16 protein-coding genes and 1 pseudogene are annotated in these 15,924 nt (G+C 63.5%); 9 read left to right on the top strand and 8 right to left on the bottom strand.

The window, feature by feature from the left end:
- Window positions 1-36 precede the first annotated feature (36 nt).
- From QYH69_RS11975 to QYH69_RS11965, 3 genes are all read right to left on the bottom strand, one after another.
- A complete protein-coding gene (locus tag QYH69_RS11975; RefSeq protein WP_308832074.1) occupies window positions 37-564 on the bottom strand; it encodes a 2,4'-dihydroxyacetophenone dioxygenase family protein in 528 nt (175 codons plus the stop codon).
- Between the two features lie 110 nt (window positions 565-674).
- Window positions 675-1,628: a DMT family transporter gene (locus QYH69_RS11970; protein ID WP_308832073.1), complete on the bottom strand. Its 954-nt coding sequence runs from the start codon at window positions 1,626-1,628 to the stop codon at window positions 675-677.
- A 126-nt stretch (window positions 1,629-1,754) separates the two neighbouring features.
- Window positions 1,755-2,660 (bottom strand): LysR family transcriptional regulator, encoded by a 906-nt coding sequence (locus QYH69_RS11965; RefSeq protein ID WP_308832072.1) that lies wholly within the window; start codon window positions 2,658-2,660, stop codon window positions 1,755-1,757.
- A 205-nt stretch (window positions 2,661-2,865) separates the two neighbouring features.
- On the opposite strand from QYH69_RS11965, the gene QYH69_RS11960 reads away from it, so the two are divergent.
- The 4 genes from QYH69_RS11960 to QYH69_RS11945 all read left to right on the top strand — a co-directional run bounded on the left by QYH69_RS11960 (window position 2,866) and on the right by QYH69_RS11945 (window position 5,823).
- A complete protein-coding gene (locus QYH69_RS11960) occupies window positions 2,866-3,606 on the top strand; it encodes an SDR family oxidoreductase (protein ID WP_308832071.1) in 741 nt (246 codons plus the stop codon).
- Window positions 3,603-3,896 carry a tautomerase family protein gene (locus QYH69_RS11955; RefSeq protein ID WP_308832070.1) on the top strand — a complete coding sequence of 98 codons (294 nt, stop codon included), beginning with the start codon at window positions 3,603-3,605 and terminating at the stop codon, window positions 3,894-3,896. Before QYH69_RS11960 ends, QYH69_RS11955 begins: the two co-directional genes overlap by 4 nt.
- A 221-nt stretch (window positions 3,897-4,117) precedes the next feature.
- Entirely contained in the window at window positions 4,118-5,221 is a 1,104-nt protein-coding gene (locus tag QYH69_RS11950) for a catalase family peroxidase (RefSeq protein ID WP_308832069.1), read from the top strand.
- Window positions 5,222-5,334: 113 nt separating this feature from the next.
- Window positions 5,335-5,823, top strand: coding sequence for a cytochrome b/b6 domain-containing protein (locus QYH69_RS11945; RefSeq protein ID WP_308832208.1), 489 nt, complete (start codon window positions 5,335-5,337; stop codon window positions 5,821-5,823).
- A 288-nt stretch (window positions 5,824-6,111) separates the two neighbouring features.
- On the opposite strand, the pseudogene QYH69_RS36065 reads toward QYH69_RS11945, so the two are convergent.
- Together QYH69_RS36065 and QYH69_RS11935 are read right to left on the bottom strand one after the other, a co-directional pair.
- Window positions 6,112-6,522: pseudogene (locus QYH69_RS36065) on the bottom strand (sterol desaturase family protein); the annotation flags it as partial.
- Window positions 6,523-7,133: 611 nt separating this feature from the next.
- Window positions 7,134-7,751 carry a histidine phosphatase family protein gene (locus tag QYH69_RS11935; protein ID WP_308832068.1) on the bottom strand — a complete coding sequence of 206 codons (618 nt, stop codon included), beginning with the start codon at window positions 7,749-7,751 and terminating at the stop codon, window positions 7,134-7,136.
- A 364-nt stretch (window positions 7,752-8,115) separates the two neighbouring features.
- On the opposite strand from QYH69_RS11935, the gene QYH69_RS11930 reads away from it, so the two are divergent.
- Window positions 8,116-8,517 (top strand): hypothetical protein, encoded by a 402-nt coding sequence (locus tag QYH69_RS11930; protein ID WP_308832067.1) that lies wholly within the window; start codon window positions 8,116-8,118, stop codon window positions 8,515-8,517.
- Window positions 8,518-8,604: 87 nt separating this feature from the next.
- Here QYH69_RS11930 and QYH69_RS11925 read toward each other — a convergent pair whose 3' ends face one another.
- Window positions 8,605-9,486 (bottom strand): DUF2182 domain-containing protein, encoded by an 882-nt coding sequence (locus QYH69_RS11925; RefSeq protein ID WP_308832066.1) that lies wholly within the window; start codon window positions 9,484-9,486, stop codon window positions 8,605-8,607.
- A complete protein-coding gene (locus tag QYH69_RS11920; RefSeq protein WP_308832065.1) occupies window positions 9,483-10,301 on the bottom strand; it encodes a DUF899 domain-containing protein in 819 nt (272 codons plus the stop codon). The genes QYH69_RS11925 and QYH69_RS11920 overlap by 4 nt, the downstream gene beginning before the upstream one ends.
- A 141-nt stretch (window positions 10,302-10,442) precedes the next feature.
- Here QYH69_RS11920 and QYH69_RS11915 point away from each other — a divergent pair, with 141 nt between their 5' ends.
- From QYH69_RS11915 to QYH69_RS11905, 3 genes are all read left to right on the top strand, one after another.
- Window positions 10,443-11,660: a helix-turn-helix domain-containing protein gene (locus tag QYH69_RS11915; RefSeq protein WP_308832064.1), complete on the top strand. Its 1,218-nt coding sequence runs from the start codon at window positions 10,443-10,445 to the stop codon at window positions 11,658-11,660.
- Window positions 11,661-11,998: 338 nt separating this feature from the next.
- A complete protein-coding gene (locus QYH69_RS11910; protein WP_374992394.1) occupies window positions 11,999-13,261 on the top strand; it encodes an MFS transporter in 1,263 nt (420 codons plus the stop codon).
- 170 nt (window positions 13,262-13,431) lie between these two features.
- Window positions 13,432-14,067, top strand: coding sequence for a glutamine cyclotransferase (locus tag QYH69_RS11905; RefSeq protein WP_308832062.1), 636 nt, complete (start codon window positions 13,432-13,434; stop codon window positions 14,065-14,067).
- A gap of 31 nt (window positions 14,068-14,098) precedes the next feature.
- On the opposite strand, the gene QYH69_RS11900 is transcribed toward QYH69_RS11905, so the two are convergent.
- Window positions 14,099-15,004, bottom strand: coding sequence for a TauD/TfdA dioxygenase family protein (locus QYH69_RS11900; protein ID WP_374992393.1), 906 nt, complete (start codon window positions 15,002-15,004; stop codon window positions 14,099-14,101).
- A gap of 188 nt (window positions 15,005-15,192) precedes the next feature.
- Here QYH69_RS11900 and QYH69_RS11895 point away from each other — a divergent pair, with 188 nt between their 5' ends.
- Window positions 15,193-15,897 carry a DUF1223 domain-containing protein gene (locus tag QYH69_RS11895; protein ID WP_308832061.1) on the top strand — a complete coding sequence of 235 codons (705 nt, stop codon included), beginning with the start codon at window positions 15,193-15,195 and terminating at the stop codon, window positions 15,895-15,897.
- The last annotated feature ends 27 nt before the right edge of the window (window positions 15,898-15,924 follow it).

Below are 15,924 nucleotides of genomic sequence, written 5' to 3'. Positions count from 1 at the left end.
GACTTACCTCGCGGGCTTTGCTCGCGGGCCATGCAGTCAGCGGATGAACCGGTCGACATAGTCCGCGCCGAGGCCGACCTTCTGATAATGCGCACGGCACATGTCGAGCTTCGTGAACACGTCCTCGTAGCCCGTGTAATGGCCGTGCGGATCGCAGTAATACATCACGCCGTTCACCTGAAAATACGTGATCATCTCCTCGACGTCTTCAGGCACGTAAAGCGTATGCGTTTCGCCGGGCGGCTCGAAAACGTAGCTGCCTTCGTTGGCAACCCAGTCGTGTTCGAGATAAAGCCAGCGGCCTTTGAGCACGAAACCGTGCACCGCCTGCGGATGACGATGGCGGCTCAGCACGCCGGATTTGCGCACGCGCAGCAGGTTCATCCAGTAGCCCGACGAGACATTGAGGCACAGCGGACGGAACCAGACATTTTCGGCCTGCGGCACCCACAGACGCTCATCTTGTGGAATGGCGGAATCGACGACGATTTCGCGTAACGCTTCGCGCGGATTCGGAAGCTGATAAGGCGTCATTGCGGCTGCGTCTTTGGCGGGGGCCGGCATCGCGTCTCCTTGATCGTTCGCTGCGCATGTTGCGCAGCGGTGTCCAGATTATGAGCGGTGTGTCCTTTATCTTTCTTATGAATGGATGGTTGACCCGTTCACGCGCTGTGTCAAGTCACACGACGCGCGTCGCGCATCAGTACCTGGCGCAGCCACGCTTGTCCGTTGACCACGATCAGTCCGAGCAGCACGAACACCGAGCCAATCATGAAGGCGATCGACACGTGCTCATGCAGCAGCAAGATGCCGAGCGCGACCCCGAAGATCGGCGTCAGGAACGACAGCACGCCAAGCTTGGCGGCGAAGTACTTGCGCAACAGCCAGAACCACGTAAGGTAGCTCAGGAACGAGATGACGACGGACTGGAACGCAAGGCTTGCCCATACGAGTGCGGTGCTGTGGAAATGCGTATCGCCTATCGCGAACGCGAACGGCAGCAACAGGACGAACGCGACTGCGAGCTGCCAGAACAGCGTTTGCGCAGCCGGCGCCTCGCTCAAACGGGTGGTTCGAATCACAACGGTCGTGAGTCCCCACGATGCACCCGCGCATAAACCGATGAAGTCGCCGAGCAGCCAGTCGTGCGACGCGGGACTCGCGTCGCCGCCGCCGAATACCGACGCGACAAGTGCCGGCGCAAGAAACGCGACCGCAAGGCCCGCGAATGCGAGCGCGATGCCAATCCATTGCAACAACGTCAAGCGTTCGTCGGGAATCCGCAAATGCAGGCCGACGGCCGCAAACATCGGCGCGGTATAGATCAGCACCGCCATATGCGATGCATTCGTGCGGCGCAGGCCTTCGGCGATAAACAGGAATTCGAGCGCAAACAGAATGCCCGCCATGAGGCCCGAGCGCAACGCAATGCCGGGCAGCCAGCGTTCGCGCGCAACGAGGCGACTGAACAACCAGACGAGCAGCGCTGCGATGCCGCAACGCACCGCAACCTGCAGCATCGGCGATACGTCCGCAATAACCGCCTTGATCGCGACCTGTTGCAGGCCCCACGCGAGGCACAGCACGATCATCACTGTTGTGGCGAATCCGTCTATCGGTTTTCTCATGCTTGCAGGTGCCTGTTTGCCGGTTTCCGCCGGGTCTGTTGTGTCCGCTGCTGTCTTGTCGAGCAGACTCGAAGCATAAAGCTTCTGCACAAGTAACGCGATACGCGGCGCAGCGAGCTCAAGCGATCAAACCGCACCGAACTTCTGCGCGTACAGTTCGCAAAGCCAGTCGACAAACACGCGCACGCGCGGCGACAGTTGCCGCCGGTACGGATACATCGCGGACACGACCATTTCGCGGCTCGTCCATCGCGCCAGCACTTCGACGAGACGTCCATCGCGCAGTTCGTCTTCGACATGAAAACGCGGCACCTGAATCAGCCCGCAGCCGCGCAACGCACAGACCACATAGTTCTCGGCATCGTTGACGGACATCCACCCGCCGATCGCATACGCGCGAAGCGCGCCGTCGACGGTCAGTTCGAGCGGATAGTCGGACCCGCCGCCACTCGCGAAGAAGCGCACCGACTGGTGCCCGGCAAGCTCTTCGGGATGCTGAGGCGTACCGTGCCGGGCCAGATAGTCGGGACTCGCGCAGATGACCTGCGGCATCGATGCGAGGCGCCTCGCAACGAGGCTCGAGTCGCGCGGATTGCCCGCTCGAATCACGCAGTCGACGCCCTCGCGCACGAGATCGACGAGGCGATCGCCGCTACTGACGACAAGTTCGACATTCGGATAGCGGCTGCGGAATTCATCGATGCGCGCAAGCACGATGCGCGTCGCATGCGTGCCATGCATATCGACACGCAATACGCCGCGCGGGTTCGATGCGACATGGCGCAACGACGCTTCCGCGTCGTCGAGTTCGCTGAGCACGTGAACGCAACGCTCGTAGAACGCCTGACCGTCGAGCGTCGGCCGCACCTGCCGCGTGGTCCGCTCGAGCAGCCGCGTGCCGAGCCGCGACTCGAGTTCCTTGATCGCATAGGTGGCGGTTGCGCGCGGAATGTCGAGCATATCCGCCGCGCGGCTGAAGCTTTGCACTTCGACGATCCGGGTGAAGAGCTGCAGTGCGTCGAGTCGGTCCATGGGCGGTGTTTATTCAGAAAGATGCAATGAATGCGCTGGATAAACGCCTATTTATCACATTCATGGAATTTTTTCCCGGCATCTCCGGCCAATTATTGAGTCCTTTTGAATTCAATTACCAATGCACGGCCATTTATCCCGGCCAGTTAAACGACAACAATACTCTTCGACCACACACCATCCCTATCACTCGAGGAGCACACGCATGGACAACGGCAAGCGGAAAGTAGCGATCGTCACCGGCGGCTCACGTGGCATCGGTCGGGCAATCGCAATGCGCCTCGCCGCGGACGGCTTCGTCATCGCGATCCACTACGCAGGCAACCACGACAAGGCGGAAGAATCGGTGCACGCGATCCGGAGCGTCGGCGGCACGGCAATCGCCATACAAGGCGACGTCAGCGACCCGCACGACGTCGCGCGCCTTTTCAGGCAGACGATGCACGAGTTCGGGCGCATCGATGTCGTGGTCAACAGCGCCGGCATCATGCCGATGGCGAGAATCGAGGTCGATAACCTCGAAATACTGGACAAGACGATCGCAACGAATCTACGCGGCGCATTCAACGTAATGGCGCAGGCGGCCGCTCACCTCGACGACGGCGGCCGGATCATCGTGCTGTCCTCGAGCGTGATCGCGAAGTCGTTTCCGGGCTACGGGCCATATATCGCGAGCAAGGCCGCCGTCGAATCGCTGGTGCCGGTGCTCGCGAACGAATTGCGCGGACGCGCAATCACCGTCAATGCGATCGCACCCGGCCCCGTCGGCACCGACCTGTTCTTCGAAGGCAAGTCCGAGGAACTGATCGACCACCTGGCGAAACTCGCGCCGCTCGAACGGATCGGCAAGCCCGACGAGATCGCATCGGCCGTGTCGTTTCTCGCAGGCCCCGACGGCGCCTGGGTCAACGCGCAGGTCGTGCGCGTGAACGGCGGCTACGCATGAGCACGGCCACGCCGTTGCCTTATTCACGCGTCGTACTTATTCCATCAGCACCACCACCCAAGGAGAGCATCATGCCGTTTGCCAATTTCAAATTCCCGGAAGGCATTGTCGATGCCGCCCGCAAGGAAGAAATCATCCATCGCACGACCGCGATGTTCGTCGAATACTTCGGCGAACAGGCGCGTCCCTACTCGATGGTGCTCGTCGAGGAAGTCGCCGACGGCGGCTGGGGCCGCGCCGACCAAACGCTGACGCTCGCAAAAATGGGCAAGCCGCCGAGCAAGGAATAGACACGGCAGGCCAGAATTGCACGTTGCCGCACAAACAGAAAATTGGCCGTGCTATCGGAACATGCTAGAAATGTGAAAGCAGCATACTGGCGCTCCATCCGGCGGCCCGAAGGTCCGACGGCCAGTAGTCCGGTGCTGCTTGCCCTGCTTGTGCCTGTTTGGTGCACGCTTGCGCCGGCGGATTTGCCTTCCCCCCAATACGCTCTCACGGAGGTCGCTCAATGTCGTCTCCAGGTCCGTCGCGCAAGCCTAACCCTCATCCTCTACCGGCTTTAGCCGCCATTGCGCTGATCGTCGTCGTTCTGCTGCTGCTGTTCGCATGGACGGGCGGGTGGCTCACGCCAAACCGCACGAGCGGTTCCACACTTGCCAACGTCCTTCAATTCAACACGGGCAGGATCTACCCAGGCTTTAGACGCGCACACGCGAAAGGCATTTGCGTAAGCGGCCGCTTCGACTCGAACGGCGCAGGCACGGTGCTATCGAGTGCCGCGCTGTTCGCGCAGGGCTCGGTGCCCGTGATCGGCCGCTTCAACACCAGCAGCGCGGTGCCGACCAGCAACGACGACGACCAGATCTTTCACGGGCTCGGCTTGCGCTTCCAGTTGCCCGACGGCGAAGAATGGCGCATGGCGCTCGACCAGACGCCGATTTTCGTCGTATCGAACCCGGCCGACTTCATTGCACTGCAGGTTGCGTCGAAGCCCGATCCGCAAACGCACAAGCCCGACCCGGAGAAGATGAAGGCGTTTTTGTCGACGCATCCGGAAACGCAGCGATTCCTCGACTACATGGGCAAGACGCCGATGCCGTCGAGCTTCGCGAACGGCACGTATCACAGCATCAATGCGTTTCGCTTCAAGACCGGCACGGGAACGATCCGTTATGTGCGCTGGCAGTTCGAACCCGAGCAGCCGTTCACCGCGCTCGACAGGAGCAAGGCCGGCGCGCTCGGGCCGAACTTCCTGTTCAACGATCTGCTGCAGCGTGTTCACAACGGTCCGGTGAAGTGGCACATGATCCTGATCCCGGCCAATCCCGGCGACCAGACCGACAACGCAACGATCGAATGGAGTCCCGATCATCAGCGCATCGATGCGGGCACGCTCGTATTCGATCAGATCGCGACGGAAGAAGAAGGCCATTGCCGCGACTACAACTACGATCCGCTGATTCTGCCGAAGGGCGTCGCCGGTTCCGAGGATCCGTTGCTGCCCGCGCGCTCGGCCGCCTACTCGGCCTCGTTCAGGCGGCGCGCGGCCGAAGGTCCGCGTCCCGATGCCATCACGCTCGAACTGCAGCAAAACGGAGGGGCCGCACAATGAACTCGCCGAACAACGTCTCGCAGCAGGCTTCGACGTCTGTCTCCAGGCCTGCTCCCGTGCGCCGCTTCGAAGGCGAGCGCTTCGTGCTGCCCGCGCGCATCCTGCACTGGCTGATGGCGATCCTGATTCTCGCGATGCTCTATGTCGGCGCCGGAATGGTGTCGACCGTCAGCGAGCGCTACCCGCAATTGCTCGCCTGGCACCGGCCGCTCGGCATCGCGGTTCTGGTTCTCGCGGTGATCCGGCTTGGCGTGCGGCTCACGCACCGCCCGCCGCCGCTGCCCGCCGATTTGCCCGCGCTACAGGCGGTCGTGGCCAAGGCCTCACACTACGTGCTCTATGCATTGATGATCGCGATGCCGCTGATCGGCTGGGCGATGCAGTCCGCGGGCGGTTACCCGGTCATCATGTGGAAGGGCTTCGAGCTGCCGCCGATCCTGTCGCACGATATCGTCGTCTACGGTCAGCTGCGTCGTGCGCACGGATTGCTTGGCTATGCATTTTTTCTGCTGATACTGGGGCATATGGCCGCCGCGCTGATGCATGCGTGGGTTCGCCGCGACGGCGTGTTCGAGAGCATGGCCGGCGGCGGCGATTCGTAGGATCTCCGTACCGCGTTTGACGGCTCGTGCGCGTGCCTCGCTCTGCGCCTGCTCCGCTGCCCTGCGGCGCATATCTTCGGTGGTTTCGCCGTTGCCGTCGGGCAGCCAGCCCGGCGGCCGGAACATATGGTTCAGCGCAATGCCGGGATTCCTCGCCGATACGACGTCGCGCGCGAGCGTCGCCCAGTGTTCGAATTCGACGACGAGCGGGTTGCTCGTGCGGGTCGGCGTGACGAGCCCGTAGCGGCACGGCAGGTCTTTTCGCTCGGCCACGTACGTGCCGAACAGCCGGTCGAAAATGATCAATACACCGCCGTAGTTCGCATCGAGATACTCGAGGTTCGACGCATGATGCACGCGGTGCGCGGACGGCGTGTTGAATACGTATTCGAGCAAGCCGAGCTTCGGCGTCCACGTATTGTGAATCCAGAACTGGTACCAGAGATTGATCGACAGCACGAGCATCGCGATATGCGGCTGCACGCCGAGCCAGACGAGCGGCATGAAGAAAAGGCCCATGCCGGAGAAATTCGTCGTCCAGCCAAGCCGATAGGCGGTGGCAAGCGTCAGCTGGTTAGGCGAATGATGGACCGCGTGCGTCGCCCACATCAGGCGTACACGGTGCGCCGTGCGGTGATACCAGTAGTAGCAGAATTCCTGCGCGAGAAATACGAGCAGCAGCGTCGGCACCGAATGCATCGCCACCGTATGGATGCGGTGACGCCATGCGAACGCGAGCATCGGCGCAGCGAGCGAGAGCGGCGCAAGGTCGATCAGTTTTCGGCCGATCATATCGAGCAGCGACAGCCGCATTTCGTTCCAGTCGAACCGCTCGCCGCCGCGGTGCCGGTGTCGCCATTTCAGCACGAACGCTTCGGCAAGCGAAATGCCGACGAAGATCATCGGGACGATATAGGTGAGCTTGAGGGTAGGTGCCATGATCGTAGAGAGAGCGAACAGTTTCAGGGCCGGGAAAATCGCGTCGGCTGGCTGAATCGTTGCGTGCGCACCGTCGCGTCCCACGCAGGCACTTTAGAAAGCGAGGCGGTTAAAAACCATCGACAAACTATGTCGAGGTGTGTCATGCATCTGCCGCTTAAGCGCGGCGGCGTTTTCGCAGAGATGGCGTCACCGCGACGACATACGGCGACATAAGTTTTCCGGCAAGCGGCGACCGCCGGCGCCGTCGTCGCGATCCACGCGACCGCGGCAACGGTATGGGCTCGGCAATCGCGTCGAGGCGCGGGAAATACCGGAAGTGCGCGAAGCGGTTGAAAAGGCGGAGGAAAAGCGAAAAGCGTCGGCCCGTGTCAGCCGACCGACGACGGCAGCCGATTCCACTGCCGTATTGCACGAATATCGCGCTCGAAACCAAGAATGCTAACGGACGCCGTGTCCAGATACAGATGCGCGCCGAACCGGATTGAATTCGCCACCCAGCACCCAGCGAGCGAGCGCAGAAAATGCGAATGCGAAAAAAGCGCGGTGCGTCCCGGCATCGTCAACAGGCGTTCGATCAGCGCGTTTGCGCGCGCCTGCACCTGTTCCGCGCTCTCGCCTTGCGGAATCGGCGAATGCCAGACGGTCCAGTCGGGCACGCTTTCGCGAATCTCTTTGGTTGTGCGTCCTTCGTAGATACCGTAGTCCCACTCGCGCAGGTCCGGTTCCACCTGGACGCGCTCCCCGAGCCCCGCGAGATGACAGGTGTCGAGCGCGCGCGAGCGCGGGCTCGACCACACCGCATCGAAATGCACGTCGCGAAGCAGCGCAGCGAGTGCGCGCGCCTGGTCGCGCCCGTGTTCGGTCAGCGGCATATCGGTGCGCCCGGTGTGATTGCCGTTGCGGCTCCACTCCGTTTCGCCGTGACGGATCAGCCAGATTTCGCGGCGACCGCGCGACTCCTGTTCGTGCTCAGCAGCGGTGTTCATCGTCAGACTCCCTGATTCATGGCTCATTTGTGCGCCGTACGCTCCGGAAAACGGTACCAGCAGGTTGAAGAGGTAATCTCGCGATGTTTGATTCTATGTCAGCGGCAAGATCGCCGCCTCTATACCGGCGAACGCCCGACGGGCATTGGCGCGCATATGAAACGGGTCACTCCTCGGCGATATGCGCGGGCTGTACAGGCTGGTGAAACTGCCCGCGGGAAGGTATAACGTCTACGAGCGTTGTGAGGCCCAGGAGAAGCATCAGGTCGTCGATGTCAATGCGTCCGGCAATCGGGACGAGCGCGTGTCGTTGCGCTTCATGCATCCAATAACGAGGTTTCAACACGTCGGCAAGGAGAGCACCATGCGGCTGGATTCGATCAGAACGACCATTGCAGTGCTAGGTTGCGGCGTGCTGCTCGCCGCGTGTGCGTCGCCGCAGGAACGCGCGAGCGCAAAGGACGACATGCTCGCGGCGGCGGGCTTCACGATACTTCCGGCCAACACGCCTGAACGCCGGCAGGAATTGCAGTCCTTGCCGCCCAATAAGGTCGTACAGAAAATCCAGGGCGATAAGGTCGTGTTCCTTTATGCGGACCCGTATGCGTGCGGATGCCTTTATATCGGCGACCAGACCGCATGGAATACGTATCGCAAACAGCAGTTCGAGGCCAACCTCGCGCGCGAGCAGCAGATGACCGCGCAGATGAACGAGCAGGCCGCGTGGGATTGGGGCCCATGGGGACCGGGATGGTGGCGGTATTGATGCGATGCGCGACGCGCGTGTGATGCGACTTGCATCGGTTGCGGTGCCCGGGTACCGCCGCGGCGCAGGCGTAAAAATGTGAAGGGGTTACTGCGGCCAGGCCGTGACCGCAGTCACTCCCAACGCACGCGCAAGCATCGATAGCCCGATCATCACGACCATCGCGCCGATCGCGCGTGCAACGCGCTCGCCGTTCGGTACTAACCGTTCCGCGGTAATCGCTGCCGTGACCGCCTCCATCGCGCGCAGGTCCATCATGCCGACGGCGAGAAGAGCCGCTGTCAAGCCCGCGCAACAGCAGGCGCAGTGAACACCGTGGCGCAATCCATCGCGCCACGCATGGGCGACATCGGCGGCAGCTAACGCACGCCCCGGCTCCGCGACGCAATCGAACCAATCGCGACCGCACGCGAGATGACGCGCCTTCCACGAAGTGAACTGCAGCATGCCGGCGAGCAGCACAAGCGCGCCGGTCATCACTGGAACGCTGCGCGCAAACGCGGACCACTGCATGGCGAGCGCGGCAAGAGCGGCACCGGGAGGAAACACGGCTGCCCCGAGCGCAAGCCAGACAACGAAGTAGCCCGCGCCGGCGCAAGCGGTCAAATGCCCCGCGCGTAGCTGTCCAGGACGGCGGGCCGACTCGTGATAGCGCCACAACGTCGGCGCAAGCGACGGCAGCATCATCGCGACCATCATCACGATCCACATGCCGATAAACGATGCGGCTGCACGCGGCCATGTCTGCCCGCACATCCGCGACCATGTCATCGACATCGACCAGCCGCCAGGCATCGGCATATCGCCGATCGCGGACATCGAGACGCATAGGGTCGCCGTCAGCGTCGCGCTCGCGATAAACAGCAACGCAGACACGCCGAAGAACACGCGCCGCGAAGCAGTGGTGGAAACCGAAGCGGCGGCATGCCGTTCACGCGGAGCCACATCGGTTGTGCGGACAACGTTCACGATTCACCGCGCCGCTCTGCCCTGCCCTGATCTCCATGTTTATCGCGCGTGTCGTGCTTGCCGTATTCGTCATGCCGGCGCCACCAGACGCCCGTCTCGTTGCGGCCTTTCGGCGCACGGTCGAGCCACTGGTACATGCTCCACACGCCGTCGACGCCGCGCGCATAGGTCGAGTACGCGTGATAGACCACGCCATCCTCGAGCACGAAAGTGCTGACGCCGGGCCGGTCGAGCGAGTAAGTCGCCGCATCGGTGCCGCAGCGCGCGGCGAATTCGGCGACGGGTGCGGGCGGCGGCGTGACGTCCATCGCATGGCCGCCGCGTTCGTAGTTGTACTCGACCGTTCCCGAGCGCTGCTGCTGCGCGGTGAACGACACGTTGAAGTCGAAGTTGAAGTCGCTATCGAGCGACGAGGCCCATGGGAACGACCAGCCCATGCGCTGCCGGTAGGCGTGCAATTTCTCGAGCGGCGCACGCGACACGGCGGTCAGCATCACGTCGTGATGCGCGAGATGGACCGCGATGCCGTCGAAGCCATCGGCGACGGCCGAGCAGGACGGACAGCCCGCCTTGTAGTCGGGGCCGAACATGAAGTGATACACGATCAATTGCGAGCGCCCTTTGAAGAGTTCGGGCAGCGTGACGGTTCCTTCGTCGGTGTCGAAGCGGTAGGTCTTGTCGATGCGCACCCACGGCAGCGCCTGGCGGCGCTGCGCGAGTTCGTCGCCGCGCCGCGTGTATTCCTTTTCCGCTTCGAGCAGTTCGAGCCGGGCCGCGAGCCATTGATCGCGCGTTCCGGTTGCATGCGTCGTCATTTTGCGTTCCTCCTTTAGGTATCCTTCGACAGATGTTCGGCTAACGAAACAGCGGAACCGGTACGGTGCCGATGTCGTGATGCCAGACTAATGCGCACAGCCGCGATGGAGGGAGTGACAAGTGTGTCGGGATTCGCACAGATGGATTCGCTGATCACGTCGGCGGCGCGCGCGCTGTCCGCGGGCGACCCGCTCGGCGCGCTCAACCGTGTTGCGTTGCGCGACGACGCGCCGGCGCTGGCGCTGCGCGGCATCGCGATGGCGCAGCTCGGCGAGTTCGCGCGCGCGAGAGTGCTTGTGCGCAGCGCAGCACGCGCATTCGGCGCGAGGGAAGCCGTCGCGCGGGCGCGCTGCGTGGTGGCCGAGGCGGAGATCGCGCTCGCGTCGCGCGATCTGCACTGGCCGACGAAAGCGCTCGACGCGGCATGCGCGGCGCTCGATACGCACGGCGATCGCGTGAATGCCGCGCATGGGCGACATCTGGCGGTGCGGCGGCTGCTGCTGATCGGGCGCCTCCACGATGCGGAGCGAGCGCTTTGCGCGCTCGATCCGGCTGCGTTGCCGCCGGCGCTCCGTGCGGCGCACGACCTGGTGGCCGCGGGCATTGCGATGCGGCGGCTGCAAAGCGAGCCGGCGCGCGCGGCGCTTGCGCGTGCCTGGCACGCCGCGCGCGAAGCAGGCATTCCCGCGCTGAGCGCTGAAGTCGAAAGCGCGACGCGCCAGCTCGAGGCACCCGCGGCGCGGCAGATCGCGCGCGGCGCAGAAAAGCTGCTGATACTCGATGAAGTCGAAGCGGTGCTGAACTCGACAGCGCTTGTCGTCGATGCCTGCCGTTACGTGGTGCGCGATCCGCATACGGTGGTGCGCCTTGCGCGGCGGCCGGTGCTGTTCACGCTTGCACGCACGCTTGCAGAAGCATGGCCCGCCGACGTGCCACGCGATGTGCTCATTGCGCACGCCTTTCGCACAAGGCACGCGGACGAAACGCATCGCGCACGGCTGCGCGTCGAACTTGGCCGATTGCGCTCGATGCTACGCGCGCTCGCCGGGATTCAGGCGACGCAGCGTGGCTTCGTGCTAGCGCCGCGCGGGTCGCGCGACGTAATAGTGCTTGCGCAGCCTGTCGAAGGCGAGCACGCGGCGATGCTCGCGTTTCTGTCCGACGGCGAATCGTGGTCGAGTTCGGCGCTGGCGCTCGCGTCTGGCACGAGCCAACGGACCGTGCAGCGCGCGCTCGAGCAGCTTGCGCAGGCAGGTAAGGTGCAGTCGTTCGGGCAGGGACGCGCGCGGCGCTGGATGACGCCGGGTGGGACGGGTTTTTCGGCGATGTTGTTGTTGCCGGTGTTGGCGGAGGGTTAGTGCCGCCGGCAGCGGACAGGTCGTTGTCGCCTTGGCTGATTGGCGATGCTTGCGACCTTGGGGCATGTCACGTGAAGTCGCCGTTCCACACTCCGCTTCAGCCCGCAGAGGAAAGCGCGCAGCCCGACATGACGGCACCCGTTGTCATCTCGAATCGAGATATGCCAAATCGCATCAATTCATTTTTTAAGATACGCGTTTACACCTATCCTACCTTGGTCGTCCTTGCGCCGAACACGAGGCAAGCGCGTGACAAGCATTCATTGATGTGATTAAACGGCGGATGTCGTCGCACGTTGCGAAAACCGTCGGAAGTCGCACACCAACATGAGGGTCCAATGGCTCTTTCCGTGAACACCATCAAACAGACAACCGTTGCGCAGCCCGAACCCGCCAGTTATGTCGTACGCAACCAGTCGTACTGGAAGCGCAATCTCGCCGTCTGCGTCTTCGGCTCGTTTACCACACTGGTGAGCCTCTCCATGCTGTTGCCGTTTCTGCCGCTCTACGTCGCGCAGCTCGGCGCGAAGTCGCCGGCCGAGGTCGTCCAGTGGTCGGGCGTCGCGTTCGGCGCGACCTTTTTCGGCACCGCGATCACCGCGCCGGTCTGGGGGCGTCTCGCGGACCGCTTCGGACGCAAACCGATGCTCGTGCGCGCCGCGATCGGCATGGCCGTCGTGATGTCGTTGATCGGCATCGCGCACAGCGTGGCCGAACTCGTCGCGCTGCGCCTCGTCGCCGGGCTCGTCGGCGGCTACGCGTCCGCATCGATCGTGATGATCGGCACGCAGGCGCCGCGCGAACGCGCCGGCTGGGCGCTCGGCGTGCTATCGACGGGTGCCCTGTCCGGCAATCTGATCGGGCCGCTCGTCGGCGGCTTTCTACCCGACCTCGTCGGCATTCGCGGCACGTTTTTCGTCGGCGGCGCAATGATCGCGGTCGCCGCCGCCGCGACGATTTTCCTCGTCCGCGAAGACTTCGATCGCCACGCCGATACGAAGCCGCGCGCGAGCGGCGCCGACGCGCACCGCCCCGCCGCGCATCGCACGATGATCGGCGTGCTGCTCGTCACCGCGATGATGGTACTGTTCGCGAATATGTCGATCGAGCCGATCATCACCGTGTACGTCGGCCAGCTCGGCGTGCCGCACGAACATCTTGCGCGCATGGCCGGCATCATCATGGCGGCATCCGCGTTCGGCAGCATGCTGACCGCGCCGCGTCTGGGCGCCCTCGCCGACCGCATCGGCAGCTCGAACGTGATCATCGGCTGCCTCGCCGTAACCGGCCTCGTCATGCTGCCGCAGGCATTCGTCGCGCAATGGTGGCAACTCGCGCTGCTGCGCGGCCTGATGGGCATGACGATCGCGGGCCTGTTGCCGTCGATCGCGAAGATGGTGCGGCACCTCGTCGACGAAAGCCATTCGGGCAAGACGCTCGGCTATCTGCAATCGGCGCAATTCTCCGGGCAAGTGATTGGTCCGCTCGTCGGCGGGCAAATCGGCGCGCATGTGGGCCTGCATCAGGTGTTCTTCGTCACCGGCACACTGCTCGTGCTGTGCGCGGCACTCAATTACTGGGTACATAAGCAGGACGTTTGAGGCGCCGCGCTCGAGGCGCCGCCCGCAAACCGTGCGGCCACGAATCGCTTAAGGCCGCGCGCCGAATCGCGATTCACGACGGTCTTGTTACTCCCCTGCTGTGCCGCCGGGCGGCTACGATGCATGCATCGACGTTCCGCGCCGGTCACACGACACAGGAGGAGCTCACCATGAAACGATCGCCCGCCGAGGTGGTTCACGAATACGGTCCCTTCCCAGGGGTCGACAAGGTGCACGGCGTCAGCTACGACGGCAAACGCGTCTGGATCGCCGCAGGCGAAACGCTCAAGGCATTCGATCCGGCGAGCGGCAATACGCTGCGTTCGATCGACGTCGCCGCCGATGCGGGCACCGCATTCGACGGCCGTCACCTGTTCCAGATCGCGGACAGCCGCATCCAGAAGATCGACCCGGAAACGGGCCGCGTGCTCGCGACGATACCGGCGCCGGGCAACGGCGGCGATTCGGGGCTCACGTGGGCCGAAGGCACGCTGTGGGTCGGCGTGTATCGCGAACGCAAGATCCATCAGATCGACCCGCAAACGGGCGCGATTCTGCGCACGATCGAATCGAACCGTTTCGTGACAGGCGTCACATGGGTCGGCGACGAGCTATGGCACGGCACCTGGGAAGGCGACGAAAGCGAATTGCGGCACATCGATGCGCAAACGGGCGAGGTGCGCGAAAAACTCGAGATGCCGCAGGGAATCGGTGTGTCGGGCCTCGAATCGAACGGCGCCGATCTGTTTTACTGTGGAGGCGGTGCGAGCGGCAAGGTGCGGGCGGTGCGCAAACCCGGCAAGTAAGCGCCGCCCGCCGTTCAGCGCACCGGGCCGATCAGAACGGCACGTCGCCTTCGATCGTCGTTCGGTACATCTTGCGACGCAGGTGATCGGGCGTGCCCGCCGCGAGATGCATCAGCGAGCGGTTGTCCCAGAACACGATATCGTGCGCACGCCATTCATGGCGATATAAATGCTCGGCTCGCACGCTGTGCGCAAAGAGTTCGTCGAGCAGCGCGCGGCTCTCGTCTTCGGGCATGCCGACGATGCGCGTCGTGAAGTGCTCGCTGACGAAAATCGCCTTGCGGCCCGTCTCCGGGTGCGTGCGCACCACCGGATGCACGACCGGCTTCACTTCGGCGATCTGTTCCGGCGTCAGGTTCGGGCGCCACGGGCTGCGCGCCTGCAGTTCCGCATAGCGCGCGAGATACGTGTGCTCGGCGCGCAAGCCTTCCACCGCTTTGCGCAGATGCGCGGGCAGCGTGTCATAGGCCGCATGCATGTTCGCGAACAGCGTATCGCCGCCTTCCGCCGGCAGTTCCTGCGCATGCAGCAGCGAGCCCATGCTCGGCTTTTCCTTGTACGACAGGTCCGAATGCCAGAAGTGGCCCGCATCGCCGAGCCCGATCGGTTTGCCGTTCTCGACGATGTTCGACACGATCAGCACTTCAGGATGACCGGGCAACGCGAACTGACGCAGCACGTGGTTTTGCAGCGGGCCGAAGCGGCGGCTGAACGCAACGTGTTCGTCGGGCGTGATGCGCTGGTCGCGGAACACGAGCACGTGATAGTCGAGATGCGCACGGTGAATGCGGGCGAAGTCGTCGCCGGAGAGCGGTTGCGAAAGATCGAGGCCGATCACTTCGGCGCCGAGCGGCGCGTCGAACGCAACGATGTGGAAGTGCTGCTGAAGCCGGGCGGATGGATTCGCAGACTCCGCGGCAAAAGCGGGAGTGGACACGAAAAAGTTCCGTCGAAGGAAAACCGTGAATCTACGGCGGCATGTTGCTGTGCGTCAACGAAGCAAAAGGGATACGTTTATACGTCAATGTCATAAGGCGCGGGGCCCAAACTTTTTCGCCCCACCCTGTCATTCCCACGCCCGCACCACGACCAACACATGACGCAACCTTTTCCTGGAGTCCGATCATGTACCGTCGTCTGCTTGCATCCCTTGCCCTGCTTGCCGCCTTGCCGGCCGCCGCCGCGACTTCGGCCCCCGCGCCGCGCCCCGTCGTCGTCGAACTTTTCACATCCGAAGGCTGTTCGTCGTGCCCGCCCGCCGACGCATTCCTGTCCGATCTGAGCCAGAAACGCGAAGATCTGCTGCCGCTCGCATTTCATGTGACTTACTGGAACAACCTCGGCTGGAAAGATCCGTATTCGCTCGACATCGCGACCGAACGGCAAGCGGCCTACGCCCACCGCTTCGGTGACGGCTCGTATACGCCCGAGATGGTCGTCGACGGCAAGGTCGGGCTCGTCGGCTCCGACCGCTCGGCGGCGGAAATGGCCTTTCGCGAAGCCAAGGACGCCGGATCGACCGCCGCGACGGTAACCGGTGTTCGTAAAGGTAACGCGATCACCGTCAGCGTCGGCAGCGGTGTCGGCAACGCACGCGTCGTGCTCGTCGGCTACGACCCGCAGCATGTGACGCCGGTCGGGCGTGGTGAAAACAGCGGCCGCACGCTGACGGAATCGAATATCGTCCGCTCCTTCGAGCCGATCGGGCAATGGTCGGGCAAGGCCGCCACTTTCACGCCTGCCGCACCCACCGGGGAAAAAACAGCGGTGCTGCTCGAAGCGCCCGACGGACGTATCGTCGGCGCCGCACGCGTGTCGAACGAGCCGTAATGCACGCCCCTGAAAGCCATCGACGAA

The sequence above is a fragment of the Paraburkholderia sp. SARCC-3016 genome, from assembly GCF_031119615.1.
GTDB lineage: Bacteria > Pseudomonadota > Gammaproteobacteria > Burkholderiales > Burkholderiaceae > Paraburkholderia.
The sequence above is the reverse complement of the archived record's forward strand: the minus strand, read 5'-3'. Positions and strand labels throughout refer to the sequence as shown.